Source organism: Rhodococcus sp. 3258, from assembly GCF_031456475.1.
GTDB lineage: Bacteria > Actinomycetota > Actinomycetes > Mycobacteriales > Mycobacteriaceae > Rhodococcoides > Rhodococcoides fascians.
Genome location: NZ_JAVDUT010000007.1, coordinates 100,200 through 119,712, shown reverse-complemented (window position 1 = coordinate 119,712; position 19,513 = coordinate 100,200). Strand labels below are relative to the sequence as shown.

The 19,513-nt window shown below is 64.7% G+C and carries 22 protein-coding genes; 19 read left to right on the top strand and 3 right to left on the bottom strand.

Annotated features, from left to right (window positions below; all coding sequences use genetic code 11):
* Positions 1–101 precede the first annotated feature (101 nt).
* From J2X62_RS20415 to J2X62_RS20360, 12 genes are all read left to right on the top strand, one after another.
* Entirely contained in the window at positions 102–965 is an 864-nt protein-coding gene (locus tag J2X62_RS20415) for a hypothetical protein (RefSeq protein WP_370878684.1), read from the top strand.
* A gap of 133 nt (positions 966–1,098) precedes the next feature.
* The gene (gene rplS / locus J2X62_RS20410) at positions 1,099–1,440 is read left to right on the top strand and encodes a 50S ribosomal protein L19 (protein WP_027496692.1); all 342 of its coding nucleotides are present in this window, start codon (positions 1,099–1,101) and stop codon (positions 1,438–1,440) included.
* Between the two features lie 184 nt (positions 1,441–1,624).
* Positions 1,625–2,416 (top strand): signal peptidase I, encoded by a 792-nt coding sequence (gene lepB, locus J2X62_RS20405; protein WP_027496693.1) that lies wholly within the window; start codon positions 1,625–1,627, stop codon positions 2,414–2,416.
* Positions 2,413–3,174: a ribonuclease HII gene (locus J2X62_RS20400; protein WP_072692096.1), complete on the top strand. Its 762-nt coding sequence runs from the start codon at positions 2,413–2,415 to the stop codon at positions 3,172–3,174. The genes lepB and J2X62_RS20400 overlap by 4 nt, the downstream gene beginning before the upstream one ends.
* A gap of 37 nt (positions 3,175–3,211) precedes the next feature.
* The gene (locus J2X62_RS20395) at positions 3,212–3,517 is read left to right on the top strand and encodes a DUF2469 domain-containing protein (protein ID WP_008717288.1); all 306 of its coding nucleotides are present in this window, start codon (positions 3,212–3,214) and stop codon (positions 3,515–3,517) included.
* Between the two features lie 397 nt (positions 3,518–3,914).
* Positions 3,915–4,259, top strand: coding sequence for an Lsr2 family protein (locus J2X62_RS20390; RefSeq protein WP_027496695.1), 345 nt, complete (start codon positions 3,915–3,917; stop codon positions 4,257–4,259).
* 351 nt (positions 4,260–4,610) lie between these two features.
* Complete coding sequence (locus J2X62_RS20385; RefSeq protein WP_027496696.1) at positions 4,611–4,967, top strand: YraN family protein; 357 nt, start codon at positions 4,611–4,613, stop codon at positions 4,965–4,967.
* On the top strand, positions 4,967–6,472 hold the full coding sequence (locus tag J2X62_RS20380; protein WP_310182956.1) for a YifB family Mg chelatase-like AAA ATPase: 1,506 nt from the start codon (positions 4,967–4,969) through the stop codon (positions 6,470–6,472). Before J2X62_RS20385 ends, J2X62_RS20380 begins: the two co-directional genes overlap by 1 nt.
* Positions 6,469–7,590, top strand: coding sequence for a DNA-processing protein DprA (gene dprA / locus J2X62_RS20375; protein WP_027496698.1), 1,122 nt, complete (start codon positions 6,469–6,471; stop codon positions 7,588–7,590). The genes J2X62_RS20380 and dprA overlap by 4 nt, the downstream gene beginning before the upstream one ends.
* A gap of 98 nt (positions 7,591–7,688) precedes the next feature.
* Positions 7,689–8,471 (top strand): siderophore-interacting protein, encoded by a 783-nt coding sequence (locus tag J2X62_RS20370; RefSeq protein WP_310182950.1) that lies wholly within the window; start codon positions 7,689–7,691, stop codon positions 8,469–8,471.
* A 69-nt stretch (positions 8,472–8,540) separates the two neighbouring features.
* Positions 8,541–9,467: a tyrosine recombinase XerC gene (locus J2X62_RS20365; protein WP_310182948.1), complete on the top strand. Its 927-nt coding sequence runs from the start codon at positions 8,541–8,543 to the stop codon at positions 9,465–9,467.
* A 363-nt stretch (positions 9,468–9,830) separates the two neighbouring features.
* The gene (locus J2X62_RS20360; protein WP_371832754.1) at positions 9,831–10,883 is read left to right on the top strand and encodes a MinD/ParA family protein; all 1,053 of its coding nucleotides are present in this window, start codon (positions 9,831–9,833) and stop codon (positions 10,881–10,883) included.
* A gap of 3 nt (positions 10,884–10,886) precedes the next feature.
* On the opposite strand, the gene J2X62_RS20355 is transcribed toward J2X62_RS20360, so the two are convergent.
* Positions 10,887–11,387 carry a M23 family metallopeptidase gene (locus J2X62_RS20355; protein WP_081371335.1) on the bottom strand — a complete coding sequence of 167 codons (501 nt, stop codon included), beginning with the start codon at positions 11,385–11,387 and terminating at the stop codon, positions 10,887–10,889.
* A 342-nt stretch (positions 11,388–11,729) separates the two neighbouring features.
* Between J2X62_RS20355 and rpsB the strand changes: the two genes are divergently transcribed.
* The 6 genes from rpsB to J2X62_RS20325 all read left to right on the top strand — a co-directional run bounded on the left by rpsB (position 11,730) and on the right by J2X62_RS20325 (position 16,797).
* The gene (gene rpsB, locus J2X62_RS20350) at positions 11,730–12,620 is read left to right on the top strand and encodes a 30S ribosomal protein S2 (protein ID WP_310182942.1); all 891 of its coding nucleotides are present in this window, start codon (positions 11,730–11,732) and stop codon (positions 12,618–12,620) included.
* A 159-nt stretch (positions 12,621–12,779) separates the two neighbouring features.
* Positions 12,780–13,604 carry a translation elongation factor Ts gene (gene tsf, locus J2X62_RS20345; RefSeq protein ID WP_027496703.1) on the top strand — a complete coding sequence of 275 codons (825 nt, stop codon included), beginning with the start codon at positions 12,780–12,782 and terminating at the stop codon, positions 13,602–13,604.
* Positions 13,605–13,768: 164 nt separating this feature from the next.
* Complete coding sequence (gene pyrH / locus J2X62_RS20340) at positions 13,769–14,497, top strand: UMP kinase (protein WP_027496704.1); 729 nt, start codon at positions 13,769–13,771, stop codon at positions 14,495–14,497.
* A gap of 55 nt (positions 14,498–14,552) precedes the next feature.
* The gene (frr, locus tag J2X62_RS20335) at positions 14,553–15,110 is read left to right on the top strand and encodes a ribosome recycling factor (protein ID WP_027496705.1); all 558 of its coding nucleotides are present in this window, start codon (positions 14,553–14,555) and stop codon (positions 15,108–15,110) included.
* A gap of 36 nt (positions 15,111–15,146) precedes the next feature.
* Positions 15,147–16,061 (top strand): phosphatidate cytidylyltransferase, encoded by a 915-nt coding sequence (locus J2X62_RS20330; protein WP_027496706.1) that lies wholly within the window; start codon positions 15,147–15,149, stop codon positions 16,059–16,061.
* A gap of 16 nt (positions 16,062–16,077) precedes the next feature.
* A complete protein-coding gene (locus tag J2X62_RS20325; RefSeq protein WP_176456708.1) occupies positions 16,078–16,797 on the top strand; it encodes a class I SAM-dependent methyltransferase in 720 nt (239 codons plus the stop codon).
* Positions 16,798–16,818: 21 nt separating this feature from the next.
* Here the strand turns inward: J2X62_RS20325 and J2X62_RS20320 are convergent, their stop codons facing one another.
* Complete coding sequence (locus tag J2X62_RS20320) at positions 16,819–17,661, bottom strand: CoA ester lyase (protein WP_032366409.1); 843 nt, start codon at positions 17,659–17,661, stop codon at positions 16,819–16,821.
* Positions 17,662–17,751: 90 nt separating this feature from the next.
* Positions 17,752–18,192, bottom strand: a complete 441-nt coding sequence (locus J2X62_RS20315) for a lipopolysaccharide assembly LapA domain-containing protein (protein ID WP_080732081.1) — start codon at positions 18,190–18,192, stop codon at positions 17,752–17,754.
* A gap of 166 nt (positions 18,193–18,358) precedes the next feature.
* On the opposite strand from J2X62_RS20315, the gene rlmN reads away from it, so the two are divergent.
* Positions 18,359–19,510 carry a 23S rRNA (adenine(2503)-C(2))-methyltransferase RlmN gene (gene rlmN, locus J2X62_RS20310; RefSeq protein WP_310182927.1) on the top strand — a complete coding sequence of 384 codons (1,152 nt, stop codon included), beginning with the start codon at positions 18,359–18,361 and terminating at the stop codon, positions 19,508–19,510.
* Positions 19,511–19,513 lie beyond the last annotated feature (3 nt).

Genomic DNA, 19,513 nt, shown 5'->3' with positions numbered 1-19,513 from the left:
GACTTTCCCGGTCGATGCCGACCCCGGCGGCGAAGAACGAGAATAGGCTGATTCGGCGATAGCCGTTGTTTCGGGCGTGCGGCGGGAAGGACGTGGAGCGCGTGAGGTGGTTGGAGCACGGTGTCGTCGAGCACGGCCGCCTTCCGTTGCTCTGCTTCCTGCTCGGCCTACTCGTGGGATTTCTGCTGATTCGCCTGAGCGTCAGAATGATTCGCGCGGATGTGAAGTGGTGGCCTGGCAACATCACCCCTGGCGGCCAGCACATTCACCATGTCGTGTTCGGAATCGTGCTGATGCTGTTGGCGGGGATCGGGCTCATCGCGGTGTACGTGGACGGGTCGCAGACCATCGGTGCCGTGCTGGCGGCGATCTTCGGCAGCGGTGCTGCCCTCGTGCTCGACGAATTTGCACTCATCTTCTATCTCCGCGACGTCTACTGGTCCGAGCAGGGCCGAACATCCGTCGATGCGGTATTCGCAGCCGTCGCCTTCACCGGGTTCCTGCTACTGGGACTTCACCCGTTGGAGCTGCTCAGCCCCGCCGATTTCCGGGCCGATCCCGATCCCTGGGTTCGCGGAACACTCGGTGTGCTGGCACTGCTCAACCTGAGTCTGTGCGTCGTCGTGCTGCTCAAGGGCAAGATCTGGACCGGGCTGATCGGGCTGTTCGTTCTGCCCATCCTCATTCTGGCCGCGGTCCGACTCAGCAGGCCGAGTGCACCCTGGGCGAGGTGGCGCTACACGAGCAGACCGAAGAAGATGGAGCGTGCGCTGCGGCGAGAGAAGAAGTGGCGCAGGCCGTTGATACGGGCCAAGATCTACCTGCAGGATGCGATCGCGGGCAAGCCCAGCATTGTTCACGCGGTCGAGGCCACCGAGGACGAGCTCGCGCGGACCGTCGTGCCTGCACCCCAGGCCGGAACCGTGGCCCAGTCCTCGGTCGGGGCGATTTCCTCGAACGCCTGACGGTCTGGCACAATAGGCGGGTTGCCTCTCGCGAGGCACACACCTCACTCGGAGTACGAACCAGTTGTGCCGCCCCGGTGGCGAGCCGCTCGGTTCCTCTGCTCAAGCGCAGAACGCAAGGATGGCACAACCGATGAACACCCTGGACTTTCTCGACAATCAGTCGCTGCGTAGCGACATCCCCGATTTCCGCCCCGGCGACACGCTGAACGTGCACGTCAAGGTTATCGAAGGCTCGAAAGAGCGTATTCAGATCTTCAAGGGCGTCGTGATTCGACGTCAGGGCGGTGGCGTCCGCGAGACGTTCACCGTTCGTAAGGTGTCGTTCGGCGTCGGCGTGGAGCGCACTTTCCCGGTGCACAGCCCCAACATCGCGCAGTTCGAGGTCCTCACTCGCGGCGACGTTCGTCGCGCGAAGCTGTACTACCTCCGCGATCTGCGTGGCAAGGCCGCCAAGATCAAAGAAAAGCGCTGACCCGGTCGTATCGACCGCTTCGAGCAGCAACCATGCCGCGTCACCGAACATCGGTGACGCGGCATGGTGCGTTGGAGCCACCGCCCTGACATTTCGGACGTACCGGTACGAGCGATGCTCGGTGAAAACGCCGCAGGCGCGGACCGACCGGCCCGCGGGCGACGGTTCCGGCTAACCTGTCCAGGTGACGCAGTCCCCACAGGATCCGACCCCACAGGGTTCGACGAACGAGCCCGACGACGAGTCTCCCCGGAACAAGCGTGCGGATCGCAAGCAGCGGTCCTTCTGGCGTGAACTTCCCATCCTCATTCTGGTAGCTCTCGTGCTGAGTTTTCTGCTTCAGACGTTCGTCGCCCGGGTCTATCTCATCCCATCCGAATCGATGGAACCGACACTGCACGGCTGCGCCGGCTGCACCGGGGACCGCATCGTCGTGGAGAAGATCGGCTATCGATTCGGCGATCCGAAGCCCGGCGATATCGTCGTGTTCCGCGGCCCCGATTCCTGGAACGACGAATTCGTCTCGCAGCGCTCCGACAATTCGGTCATCCGCGGGGCCCAGGAAGTGGGCTCTTTGATCGGAGTCGTCGCTCCGGACGAGAACGATCTGGTCAAACGCGTCATTGCCACCGGCGGTCAGACGGTCGAGTGCTGTGACGCTCAGGGACGGGTGCTCGTGGACGGAAAGCCGTTGGACGAGCCGTACATACAGATGGATTTCCCGTTCGTTCCGGACACGATGACGTGCGAGACCGAATTGAAGTCGGGCCGGTGCTTCGACCCTGTAACGGTGCCCGAGGGCAACATCTGGGTCATGGGCGACAATCGCAGCAATTCGCGAGACTCGCGGTATCACGTCACCGACGAGTTCACCGGCACCGTTCCGCTGGACAACGTGATAGGTAAGGCCGTGGCCACCGCGTTGCCGCCATCGCGAACCGGCCTCCTGGACTCGCCGGACATTCAGGGTCGATGACGGCCCGTCCTCGTCCCGCGCCTCGTGCGCGCGCATCTCTGAGCCGCTCGTCGTGGCCGCCTCGTCCCATCATTAGGAGGGCGGCGGGGCTGCGGACCATGGAATCGGCACTCGAACGCAACGGGCTCGGTCCGGTTGCGGGTGTCGACGAAGCAGGCAGGGGAGCCTGCGCGGGGCCGTTGACGGTCGCGGCGTGCATCCTGGGCTCTCGGTCGCACACTGCCCTCGCGGACCTCGACGATTCCAAGAAGCTGACCGAGCGTCGCCGGGAGGAGCTCTTTCCCCGGATCAAGAAATTGGCACTTGCGTGGAGTGTGGTGTTCGTCGACGCGGCCGAGGTCGACCGCATCGGGGTACACGTGGCGAACATCGAGGGAATGCGCCGCGCGGTGGCGGGCCTGAGCCTCACTCCCGGGTATGTCCTCACCGACGGCTTTCGGGTTCCCGGACTTCCGGTGCCGTCTCTACCCGTCATCGGAGGGGACGCCACAGCTGCCTGCATCGCTGCGGCCAGTGTCCTGGCCAAGGTGTCCAGAGACCGGTTGATGGTGCAGATGGACACCGACATTCCCGGTTACGGATTCGCCGTGCACAAGGGGTACAGCACACGTGCGCATTCGACCGCGATGACCACGCTCGGCCCGAGCCGAGAGCATCGAATGTCCTATGCCAACGTGGCTGCCGCGGCAGCCGGTCGCTCGCGTAGCGAGGTCGACGCACTGGGGCGAATGGACTGCACCGACGACGGTGCGCCATGATTGAATTTCACGCCCGACTGGAGGATGAAAGAGACCGATGAGTGCCGAAGATCTCGAAAAGTACGAAACCGAGATGGAGCTCTCGCTGTACCGCGAGTATCGGGACATCGTCGGACAGTTCAACTATGTCGTCGAAACCGAGCGTCGTTTCTATCTCGCGAACTCCGTCGAACTCATTCCGCACAATGCCGACGGTGAGATCTACTTCGAATTGCGGATGTCCGACTCGTGGGTATGGGACATGTACAGACCGGCTCGTTTCGTCAAGCACGTGCGGGTGATCACGTTCAAGGACGTCAACATCGAAGAGCTGGACAAACCGGATCTGCGTCTCCCCGAATAGTCCTACCCGGGTCGGATCGGCAGGTGTGCCCGGTGCCTGACGGGCGCACCTGGACGGTTCCGCGCGGCAGATTTCCCGTGTGGAGTGTTCCGAAGCGCACCGATCAGCGAAAAGCTGGACAACCGACCGAATAATTCCCCGTGTTCTGTTTCGAGCAGAGGCCCGTTGCCGGGTTACGTCGAGCGCGGGAGAATCGTCGAAATGTGAACGCCGAATTCTGTTGTCTCACATAGTATTTCGATTTAATGATGCAAATAGCTTCCGGTATTCACACGTTTTCGTACCGAATGTTTTCGACCCTACGCCGATGTGAACATCGTTGGGTCTTTGCCTCGGTCCGATAATCGGTGGTAGAACTTGAATTACCACATTCTCCCAGACGCGTAAGAGGTACGAGATGGCACGCAAGACGCTTGTCCAGATGATCGACGATGTCGACGGCTCGGTAATCAAAGAAGGCCAGGGGGAGTCGATCGAATTCGGTATCGGTGGAAACCAGTACCGCATCGACTTGAATCTCAAGCATGCGAACGAACTGCACGAGCAGCTGGCTTTCTGGATCGAGCACGCCGAGAAGATTTCCGGTCGCCGCCCCCGCAAGACCGGTGCCGCGCCTGCACCGGCTCGAGGAAAGGTCGATCTGCAGGACATCAGAGCGTGGGCTCGCGAAAACGGCCACGAGGTCAGCGCCCGAGGTCGAATCAGCCAGGAAGTTCAGGCCGCCTACGAGGCTGCGCACTGACCGCCTCCCAGCCTTGATATGCCCGCTGTCTTCGGTCAGCGGTAGTTCGGTCATCGAATTCGATTACCGATTCCGTGCTTCAGCTCCGTCCGTGCAGTAATCCGGACGGAGCTTTTGCATGTTCGAACCATTTGTCGGGCGATCGACAGGGCATGAACGCCGGTAAGCACACAGGTACGACAAAACAGGTGTGTCGGCCCTGCGATTCGACGGTTCTCTCCACAGGATTGCGCGTGTCCACAGGGCAATGCGGCACCTGCACTTTCTCGGAATCACCTCCTTTCGGTCGTGTCACCGTCATGGCGACCGGATCCGGCCGTGCTGTGCGGCCGCAGAGTGGAGGAATTCGACATGCCGACCAATCAAGAACTCGGGGCCCGCGGTGAGGACCTTGCTGCACGCCATCTCGAGCACATCGGCCTGGAGGTGATCGAGCGGAATTGGCGGCATCGTTCGGGGGAGCTCGACATCATTGCGCGCGAGGGCGAGACGATGGTGTTCGTCGAAGTCAAAACGCGTTCGGGAATCGGTTACGGAACGCCGGCGGAAGCGGTGACGTACACCAAGCAGACTCGGATCAGAGGATTGGCGTTGCAGTGGCTTTCGCTTCGCGGAGGGCCGTGGGTCCACATCCGATTCGACGTGATCGCCATCGTGATCGGTCGCGGTGACGACCCTGTTCTCACTCACGTCAGGGCGGCGTTCTGATGCCCCTGGGACGAGCCCATTCGGTGGCGGTCAACGGCGTCGACGGAGTGTTGGTGGAGATCGAAGCCGATATCGGTCAGGGTCTTCCGGGGACCCATCTGGTGGGACTGCCCGATACCGCGCTGAACGAATCGCGTGATCGGGTCAAGGCCGCGGTGAAGAACTCGGGTGGTACCTGGCCGGACAGTCGAGTGATTCTCGCGTTGTCTCCGGCGACGTTGCCCAAGGGTGGCTCGGTGTACGACCTCGCGCTGGCATTGTCGGTCCTCGACGCCGCCAAGGCCATTCCGCGGGGAAGCCTGTCGGAGACGGTGTTTCTGGGGGAGTTGGCTCTGGACGGCAGGTTGCGAGCGGTCCGCGGGGTACTGCCCGGAGTGCTCGCGGTGAAGGCGGCGGGGTGGCAGCGGGTGGTGGTGCCGAGTCGGTGTCTGCCCGAAGCGGGTCTGGTGGACGGTATCGAGGTGTTGGGTGCCGATTGCCTGGCAGATGTCGTTGCGTGGCTTCGTGGTGAGCAGGCGCTGGAATCGCCCACCCCCACCGACTGGCATCAGGAGAGTTACCCGGATCTCAGTGACGTTGCCGGTCAGGCAGATGCCCGATGGGCGTTGGAGGTCGCTGCGGCCGGTGCGCATCACATCATGTTGACCGGGCCACCGGGCATCGGGAAAACAATGCTCGCGCAACGTCTTCCGGGAATACTCCCGCCGCTCACCGAGTCCGAGGCGCTGGAGGTGACCGCGATCCATTCGGTGGCGGGGCTGCTGACGAGCGCGCGACCGCTGATCACGTCACCGCCGTTCATCGCGCCACACCATTCGACGTCGGTGAGCGCGTTGGTCGGCGGAGGTACCGGTATGGCCAAGCCCGGCGCAGTCAGTCGCGCGCATCGCGGAGTTCTGTTCCTCGACGAATGCGCCGAGATGAGCATCCGGGTACTCGAAGCGTTGCGAACCCCACTCGAAGACGGTGAAATTCGGATTGCGCGTCGCGACGGGGTGGCCCGGTACCCGGCGAGGTTCCAACTCGTCCTGGCGGCCAATCCGTGTCCGTGCGCACCGGCGCGGCAGGCCGACTGCGTGTGCGCGCCCACTGCTCGCCGCAAGTACTTGGGAAAACTGTCCGGACCGCTCCTCGACCGGGTCGATCTCCGAATTCAGATGATGGGAGTCGCGACCGGGGCGCTGGTCGACGACATCGGAGAAGGAACGGCCGATATTCGCGCCCGCGTGACGGGAGCGAGGGATGCTGGCGCTCATCGTTGGTCGGAGTTCGGGTGGAGGACCAATGCGGAAGTGCCCGGACCCGCACTGCGTCAACGGTTTCGGCTCGCTCGGTCGACGCTGGCACCGATCGAGCGGGCATTGCGCAATGGATCGCTGACCGCGCGCGGCGCGGATCGTGCGATTCGGGTGGCGTGGACTCTGAACGATCTCGCCGGCGGCACCGTGCCCGGTGCAGACGAGGTCGGTGCCGCACTGGATTTTCGAGACAGGGGAGTGGCATGACCTATGACGCACGTCGGCTGGCGTGGGCGTATCTGTCCCGGGTGGCACAGGGTCCGCATCGCACGGTGACGGACCACGCCGCTGCCCACGGCCCCGAGGTCACCGCCGCAGCCGTACGCGCCGGACACTTGGGTGAGCGACTGGCAGCACGGGCTCATGTCGACACTGCAGCAGCAGATCTGGACCACATGGCCGCTCTCGGTGGACGGCTGATCACCCCTGACGACGACGAGTGGCCTGCGTGGCGTTTTCTCGGCTTCGATGGGTCCGGCCTCACCGCGGGTGTCGACACGTCGCCGCCGATCGCACTGTGGGCGTTGGGAAACCGGTCTGTCGGAGCAGACACCGAACGATCGGTGTCGATAGTCGGAACCCGAGCGTCGAGTCCGTACGGCGACCACGTCACTGCCGAGATCTCCGCCGATCTGGCGCTGGACGGCTGGACCGTCGTGTCGGGTGCTGCCTTCGGTATCGATGCGGCAGCGCATCGCGCGGCACTCGGAGTCGAGGGGACGACGATGGCGGTGCTCGCCTGCGGCGTCGACCGGGCATACCCGGCGGGCCACTCCCGCCTGTTGCGTCAGATCGCCTCGAGCGGTGTCGTTCTCAGTGAATACGCGCCCGGAACCACTCCGGCCAAGCACCGGTTCCTGGCGCGCAACCGACTGGTGGCGGCTCTCGGTTCGGCGGTGGTGGTCGTCGAGGCGGGATGGCGAAGCGGGGCGCGCAACACCGCGGCGTGGGCGGCGAAACTGGGGCGCCCCGTTCTTGCGGTGCCGGGGCCGGTCACTTCTCCGACGTCGAAGGGATGCCATCGCATGATTCGTGAGGGTGAGGCCGTTCTGGTGTCGAGCTCGCACGATGTGGTGGCCGAGGCCGGGGCGCTCGGCTCGCCGGAGGAACCCCGTCCCGATCTGTTCCGGGAAATCGATGCGCTGTCCGAGACCGCACTGTTGATCTACGACGCGCTGCCGGCCACGGGAGCGTTGTCCACCCGTGAACTGTCGGAGAGTTCCGGAGTTCCGTTGTCGAAGGTCCGCGCCGCGCTACCGGTGATGGAGATGGACGGCTTCGTGAGCAACGACGAGACCGGGTGGGCCCGGGTGGTGCGCGGCTGAGGTGACGGCCCTACCGCAGCCCGGTGAAGGTAGGGTGTTAGGTAATGCTTAGTCGGTGCAGTGAGCATCGGCGTCGTTCGCTCGAAGAGGGGTCTGTAGTGCCGCGTAAGAAAACCACGTTGACCGTAGTGCGCACGGAAGCGCTGACCCCGCACATGCACCGGGTGTATCTGGGTGGTCCAGGCTTCGAGGAGTTCGACGCCATCGATAAGACCGATGCGTACGTCAAGCTGTTCTTCGGAACCGAGGACGATCCGATCATGCGGACCTACACCGTTCGATCCGTCGACACCGACGCGCGGGAAATCGCCATCGACTTCGTGGTGCACGGCGACGAGGGCGTCGCCGGACCGTGGGCCACACGCGCGAAGCCGGGCGACGAGATGTCGTTCTTCGGGCCGTCGGGGGCGTACGCGCCTCGCCCCGATGCCGATTGGCACCTGTTCGCAGGCGACGAATCGGCTATCCCGGCCATCTCGGCTGCGGTCGAGGCCCTCCCCGAAGACGCCATCGCCAAGGTGTTCATCGAGGTCGGCGACCGTCACGACGAGATCTATATGGAGACTCTCGCAGTCGTCGACGTCACCTGGGTGCACCGGGGCGCGTCGTCGAACGAGATCGGCGACGACCGGGCCGGAGACAACGCACCGCTGATCGAGGCCGTCAAGAACACCGAATGGCTACCCGGGCAGGCGCAGGTGTTCGTCCACGGTGAGGCGCAGGCCGTCATGCACAACCTCCGTCCGTACATCCGCAAGGAACGTGGGGTCGGGGCCGAGTGGGCGTCGATCTCGGGTTACTGGCGTCGGGGGCGGACCGAGGAAACTTTCCGAGCCTGGAAGCGTGAGCTGGCACAGGCGGAGGCGGGAGTCGACGCCTGATCGCGCACCGACGTCCACCCGACGGCGTGTCCGGTTGTCGCGCGAGACGTCAGCGCCCAAGCTGAGCCGATGACCGATTCGCTGCCGCCGCCCCTGGAGGTGCACGTCGAGGAGTTCGCCGAACACCTGCGCCTCGGCCGGGAACGGTCGGAGCACACCATCCGGGCCTACGTTGCCGACGCGCGTTCGTTATTGGCGCACCTGGCCGCGTCCTCACCGGGCGCAACGATCGCCGATCTGGATCTGCGTGTCGTGCGCTCGTGGTTGGCGGGGTACTCGGCGGCCGGCGCGGCCCGGACATCGATGGCCAGGCGCACCTCGTCGGTGCGAACGTTCGGGGCGTGGCTCGAACGGGTCGGGGCTGTGAAGGTCGGCCCCGCGCAGCGTCTCGCGTCCCCGTCGGGTCACCGCACCCTGCCCGGAGTGCTGCGTCACGATCAAGCGACGCGAGCGCTGGACGCTGCCGAGTCGGGTGCCGCCGAACTCGATCCCATAGCGCTGCGCGATCGACTCGTCGTCGAACTGTTGTATGCGACCGGGGTCCGCGTGGGGGAGCTGTGCGGTCTCGATGTCGACGACGTGGACACCGATCGACGAGTCGTTCGGGTGGTGGGCAAGGGCAACAAGGAACGGTCGGCACCGTACGGTCTGCCGGCCGCGCAGGCACTCGACGCCTGGCTCACCGACGGCAGGCCTGCCCTGGCCGTCGATCGATCCGGACCGGCCCTGTTGCTCGGGCGTCGGGGTGGACGACTCGACCAGCGACAGGCCAGGTCGGCGGTGCATGCTGTGCTGGAGACGGTCCCCGGCGGACCCAGCCTGGGACCGCACGGCCTCCGCCATACGGCAGCCACGCATCTGCTGGAAGGAGGTGCCGATCTCCGGGTGGTGCAAGAACTGCTCGGACATGCATCTCTTGCCACGACGCAGATCTACACTCACGTATCCGTCGAACGGTTGCGGGCGGTGCACGATCAGGCGCATCCCAGAGCATGAGCGTCGAGCTGGGCGGCGCATCGTTTGGTAGCGTCTGCCCAGGATCGACTACACCGAATACGGGGGACCGTGGACCGCGACCGACCGCAAGGTAAATCGGAGCCGTGGTCGACGCATGGCCACAGTGCGCCGGTGAACGGGGCACGACCCGGCAGTGCAGTCGACGGCAGTGCAGTCGCCGGCCGGGGTGACGATGCCGCCGGATCCGTACCGTCGGAACCGATGTCCACTCCACGCTCCACGCCCCGGCAGCCCCCGCCGTGGCAGACGCCCGATTCTGCGCAGCGTCCACCCGTGCCCCCGCGGTACAACCCGCCCGTGCCGCTTCGACCGGGCCCGCCGGCCGCCTATCCCGACGCACAGATGCCGCCCGTTCCGCCCGTCGGGGACGATCGGTCGCAGGCCCAGCCGGCCCAGCAGGCACCCTGGTCCCCGCAGCCGTGGGCAGGTGCCCCGAATCCGTATCGTCCGAGCAGTCAGGACCTGGGTGCCGAATCGCTGCTCAAACGACCCAAGCGCACCTCGTCGTCGGGGTGGCGTCGCGGTGTGCACCGGTTGACCGGTGGCGTCATCAACCCCGGCGAGTCGACGGCCGAGGAGCGCTACCGCAACCAGGTCGATCGCATACGCCAGCCGGTGCTGGGGGACTACCGCATCGCGTTCCTGTCGCTCAAGGGCGGGGTCGGCAAGACGACGACCACCCTGGGTCTGGGGTCGACGTTCGCGTCGCTGCGCGGAGATTGCGTCATCGCCGTCGACGCGAACCCGGATTTCGGGACACTCGGAGAGCGGGTACCGCGTCAGACCGCGTCGACTGTTCGCGACTTGTTGGCCGCAGCCCCGAACATTCGCCGGTATTCCGACATTCGCGCTCATACCTCGCAGGCACCGAGCCGACTGGAAGTGTTGGCCGGTGAGCGGGATCCCTCGGCGTCGGAGATGTTCGGCGAAGAGGACTATCGCGCGGTCATCGACATGCTGCAGGTCTATTACAACCTGATCCTCACCGACTGCGGAACCGGCATCATGCACTCGGCGATGAACGGGGTGCTGCAGCTGGCCAATGCGCTGGTTCTGGTCAGTTCGCCGGCCGTCGACGGGGCACGCAGTGCAGCTGCGACTCTGGACTGGCTGGAACTGCACGGATACGGCCATCTGGTCGAGCGCACGGTCGTGGTGATCAGTTCGGTCCGACCGGGTTCGTCCGCGGTCGACATGAACTTGTTGCAGCAACACTTCCTGGAGCGCTGCCGCGCGGTGCTGGTGGTTCCGTTCGACGAGCACCTCGCCGAGGGGGCCGTGGTCGATCTCGAGAAGCTGCGTCCCCAGACCAGGAGCGCTTTCGTCGAGCTTGCCGCCATGGTCGCGGACGACTTTCCTGCCGCGTCCGGTCGTCACTCCGGCCCTGCGCACTGACCGTCACCGAACCGGCTCCTGCACGGGTTTCAATCTGATCGGACGGGCACGCACCAGGGCCGTCGGATCGAGGTATTCGCGGCCCCGCTTGATGCCCCAGTGCAGGCATGTCGCCGTGCAGCCGTCGTGTCCCGACGTCAGCGAACCCAGGATGTCGCCGCGTCGTACTCGTGCTCCGGCCCGGACCGCCGCCGTCACGGGTTCGTACGTCGATCGAAGTCCGCCCGGATGGTCCACCGACACCACCGGCTTACCGGCCACGAGGCCTGCGAACACGACCGTGCCGTCGGCGACGGCCAGAACCGAGGTGCCGTCCGCCGCGGCGAGGTCGACCCCGCGATGGCCGGGGAGCCAATCGTGTTCCGGGCGGTCGAACGGTGTCACGACGCGAGGGTGCGGCCGTATCGGCCACGCGAACGAGTCCGATTCGGCTGCCGCGGCCGGCGTGGTCAGCACGATCGCGGCAAGAACGCAGGCGATGCACCCGGTACGAAGAGTGTTCACTCGTCGACGATGGCCTGTGAATGTGCTGGAAAACGAGGCCCGGCACGAATTGTGGACAACCGAAAGATTCGTCCACAGGCACCGGAATCTCTTGACAGTCGGGCCTGGTTATGACGGGGGCCGCCGCAGGTCTACACTCCTTGTTGCGGCCTGTGCGTGCACGGGTCGACTTCGCGCGTCCGCGTCATCGTATCGACTGCCTCGGCAGAGTTCACGATACGAGAACCGGTTGTCGGCGGTCCTGATCCCCCTGTGGTTCAGGTCCGACAACTTCGGCGGTCGCCAGGGCAGAGGTCACCGACACTCTGCGTCAACCGAACCATGAAAGAGAGTTATTCAGCCATGGCTGTAGTAACAATGAAGCAGCTGCTCGACAGCGGCACACACTTCGGACACCAGACCCGTCGCTGGAACCCGAAGATGAAGCGATTCATCTTCACCGACCGCAACGGCATCTACATCATCGACTTGCAGCAGACTCTGACCTTCATCGACAAGGCCTACGAGTTCGTCAAGGAGACGGTCGCCCACGGCGGCACCGTTCTGTTCGTCGGCACCAAGAAGCAGGCACAGGAGTCCATCGCCGCTGAGGCAACTCGCGTGGGCATGCCCTACGTGAACCAGCGCTGGCTCGGTGGCATGCTCACCAACTTCCAGACCGTGCACAAGCGCCTGGTCCGCCTCAAGGAGCTCGAGGCAATGGAGCAGACCGGTGGCTTCGAGGGACGCACCAAGAAGGAAATCCTCATGCTCACGCGTGAGATGACCAAGCTCGATCGCACCCTCGGCGGCATCCGCGACATGGCCAAGGTTCCGTCGGCCATCTGGATCGTCGACACCAACAAGGAGCACATCGCCGTCGGCGAAGCGCGCAAGCTGAAGATCCCGGTCATCGCGATCCTGGACACCAACTGCGATCCCGACGTGGTCGACTACCCGATCCCGGGTAACGACGACGCGATCCGTTCCGCTGCGCTGCTGACCAAGGTCGTCGCATCCGCAGTGGCCGAAGGTGTGCAGGCCCGTGCAGGCCAGAACACCGCAACCGACGCCAAGCCCGAGGTCGGCGCAGGCGAGCCGCTCGCAGAGTGGGAGCTCGAGCAGCTCGCACAGGCGTCCCCGGCCGCTGACGCTCCGGCAGCAGAGGTTCCCGCAGCCGATGCGCCGGCCGCCGCCGCCCCGGCAGCAGAAGAAGCACCGGCAGCAGAAGAAGCGCCGGCCGCTCAGGCTTGATCGAATTCGGTCCCGGTTCACCCTCAGGGGTGGGCCGGGGCCGCTTCGGTATGTCAGGGTTGTGATCGGTCCGGCTCCACAGCGAGCCCGTCGATCACGCTTCGAGAACAGCACTTTCGTCAACGCCCGTATTCAGACTTTTGAGGAGGCTCGCCCACGATGGCGAACTACACTGCCGCCGACGTCAAGCGGCTCCGCGAGCTCACCGGCTCCGGAATGATGGACTGCAAGAACGCACTCGCCGAGAACGACGGCGACTACGACAAGGCCGTCGAGTACCTGCGTATCAAGGGTGCCAAGGACGTCGGCAAGCGCGCCGAGCGCAACACCGCCGAAGGCCTCGTCGTCGCCGAGGGTGGAGTGCTCGTGGAGATCAACTCCGAGACCGACTTCGTGGCCAAGAACGACGAGTTCCAGACGTTCGCCGCGTCCGTCGCGGCGACGGCTGCAGCAGGCGAGCCTGCTGATGTCGACGCTCTCAAGGCACTCGACCTGAACGGCAAGACCGTCGAGACGGCTCTGAACGAGTTGTCGGCCAAGATCGGCGAGAAGCTCGAAATTCGCCGCGTCGTGTCCTACGACGGCAACACCGCGACCTACCTGCACAAGCGCAGCGCGGACCTGCCGCCTGCCGTCGGCGTGCTGGTCGAGTACACCGGTGACGGCGACGCCGCCGGCGATGCTGCGCGCGCTGCCGCGATGCAGATCGCAGCGCTCAAGGCCAAGTACGTCACCCGTGACGAGGTTCCCGAGGATCTGGTCGCCGCCGAGCGTCGGATCGCAGAAGAAACCGCGCGCGAAGAGGGCAAGCCGGAGCAGGCTCTGCCGAAGATCGTCGAAGGTCGCGTCAACGGATTCTTCAAGGACGTCGTTCTCACCGAGCAGAAGTCGGTTCAGGACGGCAACAAGACCGTCAAGGCCATCCTCGACGAGGCCGGCGTGACCATCACCCGTTTCTCCCGATTCGAGGTCGGCGCCAGCTAGTCTGCGCTGGATCCGATCGAGGCGATGCCGTTCATTCGATTTCATCGAGTGGACGGCATCGTTCGTGCGCGAGGCAGGTCGGAGCCGTGTCCACCGATCGGGTGCCGATAGGGCAGGATGATCGGTGAGTAAACCGTAGTGTTCGACGAGTACCGAGGAGAGCTATGACCGATCCGGCCCCTGACCGTCCCGGGTTCCGACGCGTGATGCTCAAACTGGGTGGGGAGATGTTCGGTGGTGGCCAGGTGGGGCTCGATCCGGATGTCGTGAACAACGTTGCCGAGCAGATCGCCGAGGTGGTGGCCACCGGAGTTCAGGTTGCCGTGGTGATCGGTGGCGGAAACTTCTTCCGCGGTGCCGAATTGCAGCAGCGGGGGATGGACCGATCTCGCTCGGACTACATGGGCATGCTCGGCACGGTCATGAATTGTCTTGCGTTGCAGGATTTTCTGGAAAAGCAGGGTGTTGCCACCAGAGTCCAGACCGCTATCACGATGGGCCAGGTGGCCGAGCCGTACCTCCCGCTGCGCGCGCGACGGCATCTCGAGAAGGGGCGTGTCGTCATCTTCGGCGCAGGTATGGGCATGCCGTACTTCTCGACGGACACCACGGCGGCGCAGCGGGCGCTCGAGATCGGTGCCGAGGTGCTGTTGATGGCCAAGGCCGTCGACGGTGTCTACTCGGCCGATCCACGGCTCGATCCCGACGCGACGATGTTCGACACGATCACCCACCGAGAAGCCCTCGAGCGAGGCCTCAAAGTTGCCGACGCGACTGCCTTCAGCCTCTGCATGGACAATCAGATGCCGATGTTGGTGTTCAATTTGCTGATTCAGGGAAACATTGCTCGCGCCGTGTCGGGCGAGAACATCGGCACGCTGGTCACGTCGTGAATGCCGCCGACGCGACCGCGAACGAACCGAGAACGAAGACGATGGAGGACAGATCGTGATTGACGAAGCTCTCTTCGACGCCGAAGAGAAGATGGAAAAGGCCGTATCGGTTGCCCGTGACGATCTGTCCTCGATCCGCACCGGGCGGGCCAACCCGGGAATGTTCTCGCGCATCGTCATCGAGTACTACGGTGCCCCGACGCCGATCACCCAGCTGGCCAGCATCAGCGTGCCGGAGGCGCGATTGGTGGTGATCAAGCCGTACGAGTCGAATCAGCTCGGGCCGATCGAAACCGCTATCCGCAATTCCGATCTCGGCGTCAACCCCACCAACGACGGCAACCTGATTCGTATCGGCGTGCCGCAGCTGACCGAGGAACGACGCCGTGAGTTCGTCAAGCAGGCCAAGGGCAAGGGCGAGGACGCCAAGGTGTCCATTCGCAACGTGCGCCGCAAGACGATGGAAGAGCTCAAGCGCATCCAGAAGGACGGCGAGGCGGGCGAGGACGACGTCGTACGTGCCGAGAACGAGCTCGACAAGACCACCGCGAAGTACACCGCCTCGGTCGACGAACTGGTCAAGCGCAAAGAGGGTGAATTGATGGAGGTCTGACCTCCTTCGATAGTTGCGCAACACGGTGGAACGACGATGAATATCGAGGAGTTGACGACAGTGGTGGGACCGGATCGGCAGGAGGGCAGCGGCACGCCCGCTGGCTCGTCCGGGGTCGCCGCCACGAAGTCCGCCGGCAAGGCGGGTCGAAATCTGCCTGCCGCGATCGGCGTCGGCGGCAGTTTGGGTATCGGGTTGATCCTCGTGCTCGTGTTCGTGCCGCTGGTATGGATCGGTGTCGTGGCCGTGGCGTTGGCCGTCGCGACGTACGAGGTGTCCAAGCGGCTCCGCGAGGGCGGTGTTCTCGTTCCGCGCATCCCGCTGATCCTCGGTGGTCAGGCCATGATCTGGCTGGGCTGGCCGTTCGGTGCCGTCGGAGTGCTCAGTGCGGCTGTGGGCACCGTCGTGGTCTGCATGGTGTGGCTGTTGCTGAGACAAGGCTTCGGTACTGCTCCCAAGAACTATCTCGAAGAACTCTCCGTCACCGTTCTGGTGGCGTGTTGGCTACCGCTGTTGGCCTCGTTCGCCGTTCTGATGGTCCTGCAGGACAACGGTGCCGGTCGCATCCTGGTCTTCGTCATCGGCGTCGTGTGCTCGGATGTCGGTGGTTACATCGCCGGTGTGCTGTTCGGCAAACACCCGATGGCGCCGGCCATCAGCCCGAAGAAGTCCTGGGAAGGGCTGGTCGGATCGCTCATCTTCTGCGTCATCGGTTGCCTGCTGACGGTGACCCTGATTCTCGAGGCCAACTCGATGATCGGTGTGCTGCTGGGAGTCGTGCTTGTCGTGACGGGAACTCTGGGCGACCTCATCGAATCGCAGGTCAAGCGCGACCTTCGAATCAAGGACATGGGCTCGTTGTTGCCCGGCCATGGCGGCATCATGGACAGACTCGACTCGTTGCTGCCCTCTGCATTCGTTGCGTGGCTCGTCTTCACCGTGTTGCTCTGACCGACTCCGCCGGACGATGAGCGGTGATCGCGGCGGGGTGATTCCCAGTCCCAACATCTGGCACTGGCCGCATCTGTACGAGGCGGAGAACAGGGCTCAAGACGTCGACGGCGCTGTGTTCGCGACCATTCGATCGACCGTCGATTGGACGGCCGAGAACGTCGTGGACGTGGGCTGCGGCAGCGGTTTCCATCTTCCGATGTTCGCTGCGGACGCCCGGTACGTCATCGGTGTGGAACCGCACGCCCCATTGGTGGCCGCAGCCCGCACGCGCGTCGAGTCACTTGCGAACGTCGACGTGCGTGCGGGTAGAGCGGACGCGCTGCCCGTCGACACAGGTTCGGTCGATCTCGTCCACGCGCGAACCGCGTATTTCTTCGGCCCCGGCTGCGGCCCGGGTATCAGCGAAGCGATGCGAGTTCTGCGGCCCGGAGGGGCGTTGGTGGTCGTGGACCTCGACGCGACGGCGTCTCCGTACGGGGACTGGATGCGTGCGGATCTCCCGCACTACGATCCGGCGGCCGTCGAGGCGTTCTTCGATGCCCAGGGATTCGAGATGCGACGCGTCGACACGAGGTGGGCGTTTCCCGACCGCCGGGTTTTGCGGGATGTGCTGGGAATCGAGTTCTCACCGCGGGTAGCGCGCGCTGCGGCACGGCAGGTCGACGGCCTCACCCTGAATGTGCGCTATCGCATCCACGTTCGATACAAGCCGACCGGCGTCGAGTCGATCTGAGCCTGGCTCGGCAGCGAGCGATCAGGACGCGGCAGAGATTCCGAAGATTCGAGCCAGTTCGTTGATCTTGAGAGCCTTTGCCAGACGCGGCAGATCGCTGCCGTCCTTGACGTGAGCACCGTCGGCACCGAGAGCGTCGATGACATCGTGAGCCCAGGACACGTCGGTCGGGGAGGGGGCCAGTTCGCGGTTGACGATGGCCACCTGATCGGTGTGCATACAGAGTTTGCCTGCCATGCCCATCGAGAGCGTCAGGGCTGCATCGCGTCCGAGGATGCTGTCGTTCGCGGTCAGTGTCGGACCGTCGATGGGTCCGGGCAGTCGTGCGACGCGCGAGGAGACGACCAGTCGCGAGCGCGGGTAGGCCATGGCGAGCGGGTCGTCGCTCATGCCCGTGTCGCGTCGGAAGTCGCCGCTGCCGAAGGCGAGACGGAATGTCGAGTCCGCGCGCGCGATTTCGGTGGCGGCCTCGAGTCCTGCTGCTGATTCGACCAGCGCGAGGATCGGGGTGCCGTCGGCGAGGCGGGCGGCTGTCGCCTCGACCTGACCGCCGCTCTCGGTCTTCGCGAGCATGACCCCCACCAGGCCGGGCAGCCCGGACAACGCGGCGAGATCGTCGGCCCAGTACGGGGTCGTCGCGTCGTTGACGCGCACCCAGGCCGAGTTGCCCTCGCTGAGCCAGCGCACGACGGTCTCGCGAGCGGCAGGCTTCTTCGCTGGAGCGACTGCGTCCTCGATGTCGAGGATGACGGCGTCGACACCGGACGCGACAGCAGCGTCGAAGGTATCGGGCTTGGTGGCCGGAACCAACAGCCACGATCGTGCGCGGTCGGGTGCAACGCCGGATGCCACCGGTGTCTCCATGAAAGTAGTCACGTCATGCTCCTCGAGTGAAGTCGGGCACCGCCAACCTTATCGATTCAGAGCATCGGTGCCAGCTTCTGTACATAGTGTTCACGAACCGTGACGCTGGTTCTTCTTCGCTGCGCGCCGGACCTGCAGGATTCGGGCGCCGCCGGCCATGGCCATCACCAGCGCACCCGCGATCGCGGCCAGCAGCATGCTGATTCCGAGGGGTAGGTCGAGCTGCCAGGCGAAGATCTGCACGGTGACCGAGTCGAGGTTCTGCACGATGAACACCAGGAGGATTACGAGGACGACGGCCCCGACCACCAATCCGGTCCAGAGAGCGGCCGTGCGAGTGTGGGCTACGTCTTTGGGCGTGTGCTGCGGTTCCGGAACGTACTCCGGGTCCGGTGCGGAATGGCCGTCCGAATCCGGGGTCGTGATCGGGGCGAGTTCGCCCGACGGGGCCACCGATTCGTCGAACCCCGGCTTGGTCGACGCCGATGTGTCGAACGGTGCCTCGTTGTTGTCGTCTGCTCTGGTGGCCATGTCGATGATCCTTTCGCACGCGTGGTCCGAATGCACGCGCAATCGGTCCCGGCGTCGATACCCGTCAGGGCACCGTCGAAAACCGTCGCGAATAGGACTGTGAGCAGAACGGGTGGACAATGGTGGGTATGGAGTTGAGCCAGCAGGAACGACGCGGGGGTCGAGCATGAGTAATTCCGCAGCCGCAACGGACAGCACGACCGAGCAGAAGAGACCGAATCTTCCGCTGGTCTTCACAGCTCCGCGTCGGGGAATGCCGTCGCGTCACCTCGCCGACCTGGACAAAGAGGGCCTGCGTGAGGCAGTGAAGGCACTCGGTCTACCGGCATTCCGGGCCGACCAACTTGCGCGGCACTACTACGCGCGGCTCGAGGCCGACACCACCAAGATGACCGATCTTCCGGCCGAGGCTCGGGAGAAGGTCGGTGCCGATCTCTTTCCCACCTTGCTGACGCCGATCAAGCACTTGGCGTGTGATGACGGTGACACTCGAAAGACGCTGTGGAAGGCCAACGACGGGACTCTGCTCGAGAGTGTTCTGATGCGGTATCCGGATCGCGCGACGCTGTGCATCTCGAGTCAGGCCGGTTGCGGAATGGCATGTCCGTTCTGCGCAACCGGTCAGGCCGGCCTGACGCGGAACCTGTCGACGGCCGAGATCGTCGATCAGGTCCGTTCGGCGGCCGCGGACATGCGCGACGGCGTCGTCCCCGGCGGTGAGGGTCGTCTGTCGAACGTCGTGTTCATGGGTATGGGTGAGCCGCTGGCCAACTACAAGCGCGTCGTCGCGGCAGTGCGCAAGATCGTCTCACCAGCCCCCGACGGGCTGGGACTGTCACAGCGTTCGGTCACCGTGTCGACGGTCGGCCTTGCTCCGGCCATTCGAAAGCTGGCCGACGAGGGTCTGTCGGTGACCTTGGCCGTGTCTCTGCACACGCCGGACGATGAGCTCCGAGACACGTTGGTCCCGGTCAACAATCGTTGGTCGGTGGCGGAGGTTCTCTCCGCAGCCCGGTACTACGCCGATCAGACCGGCCGACGCGTCTCGATCGAGTACGCGATGATCCGGGACGTCAACGATCAGCCGTGGCGAGCGGACATGCTGGGCAAGAAGCTCCACAAGGCGCTCGGATCCCGGGTACACGTCAACCTGATTCCCCTCAACCCGACTCCGGGTAGCGAGTGGGATGCCAGCCCGAAGCCGGTGGAGCGGGAATTCGTTCGCCGGGTCATCGCGCAGGGCGTCTCGTGCACCGTCCGCGATACCCGAGGGCAGGAGATCGCGGCGGCGTGCGGTCAGCTCGCCGCCGAGAACTGAACC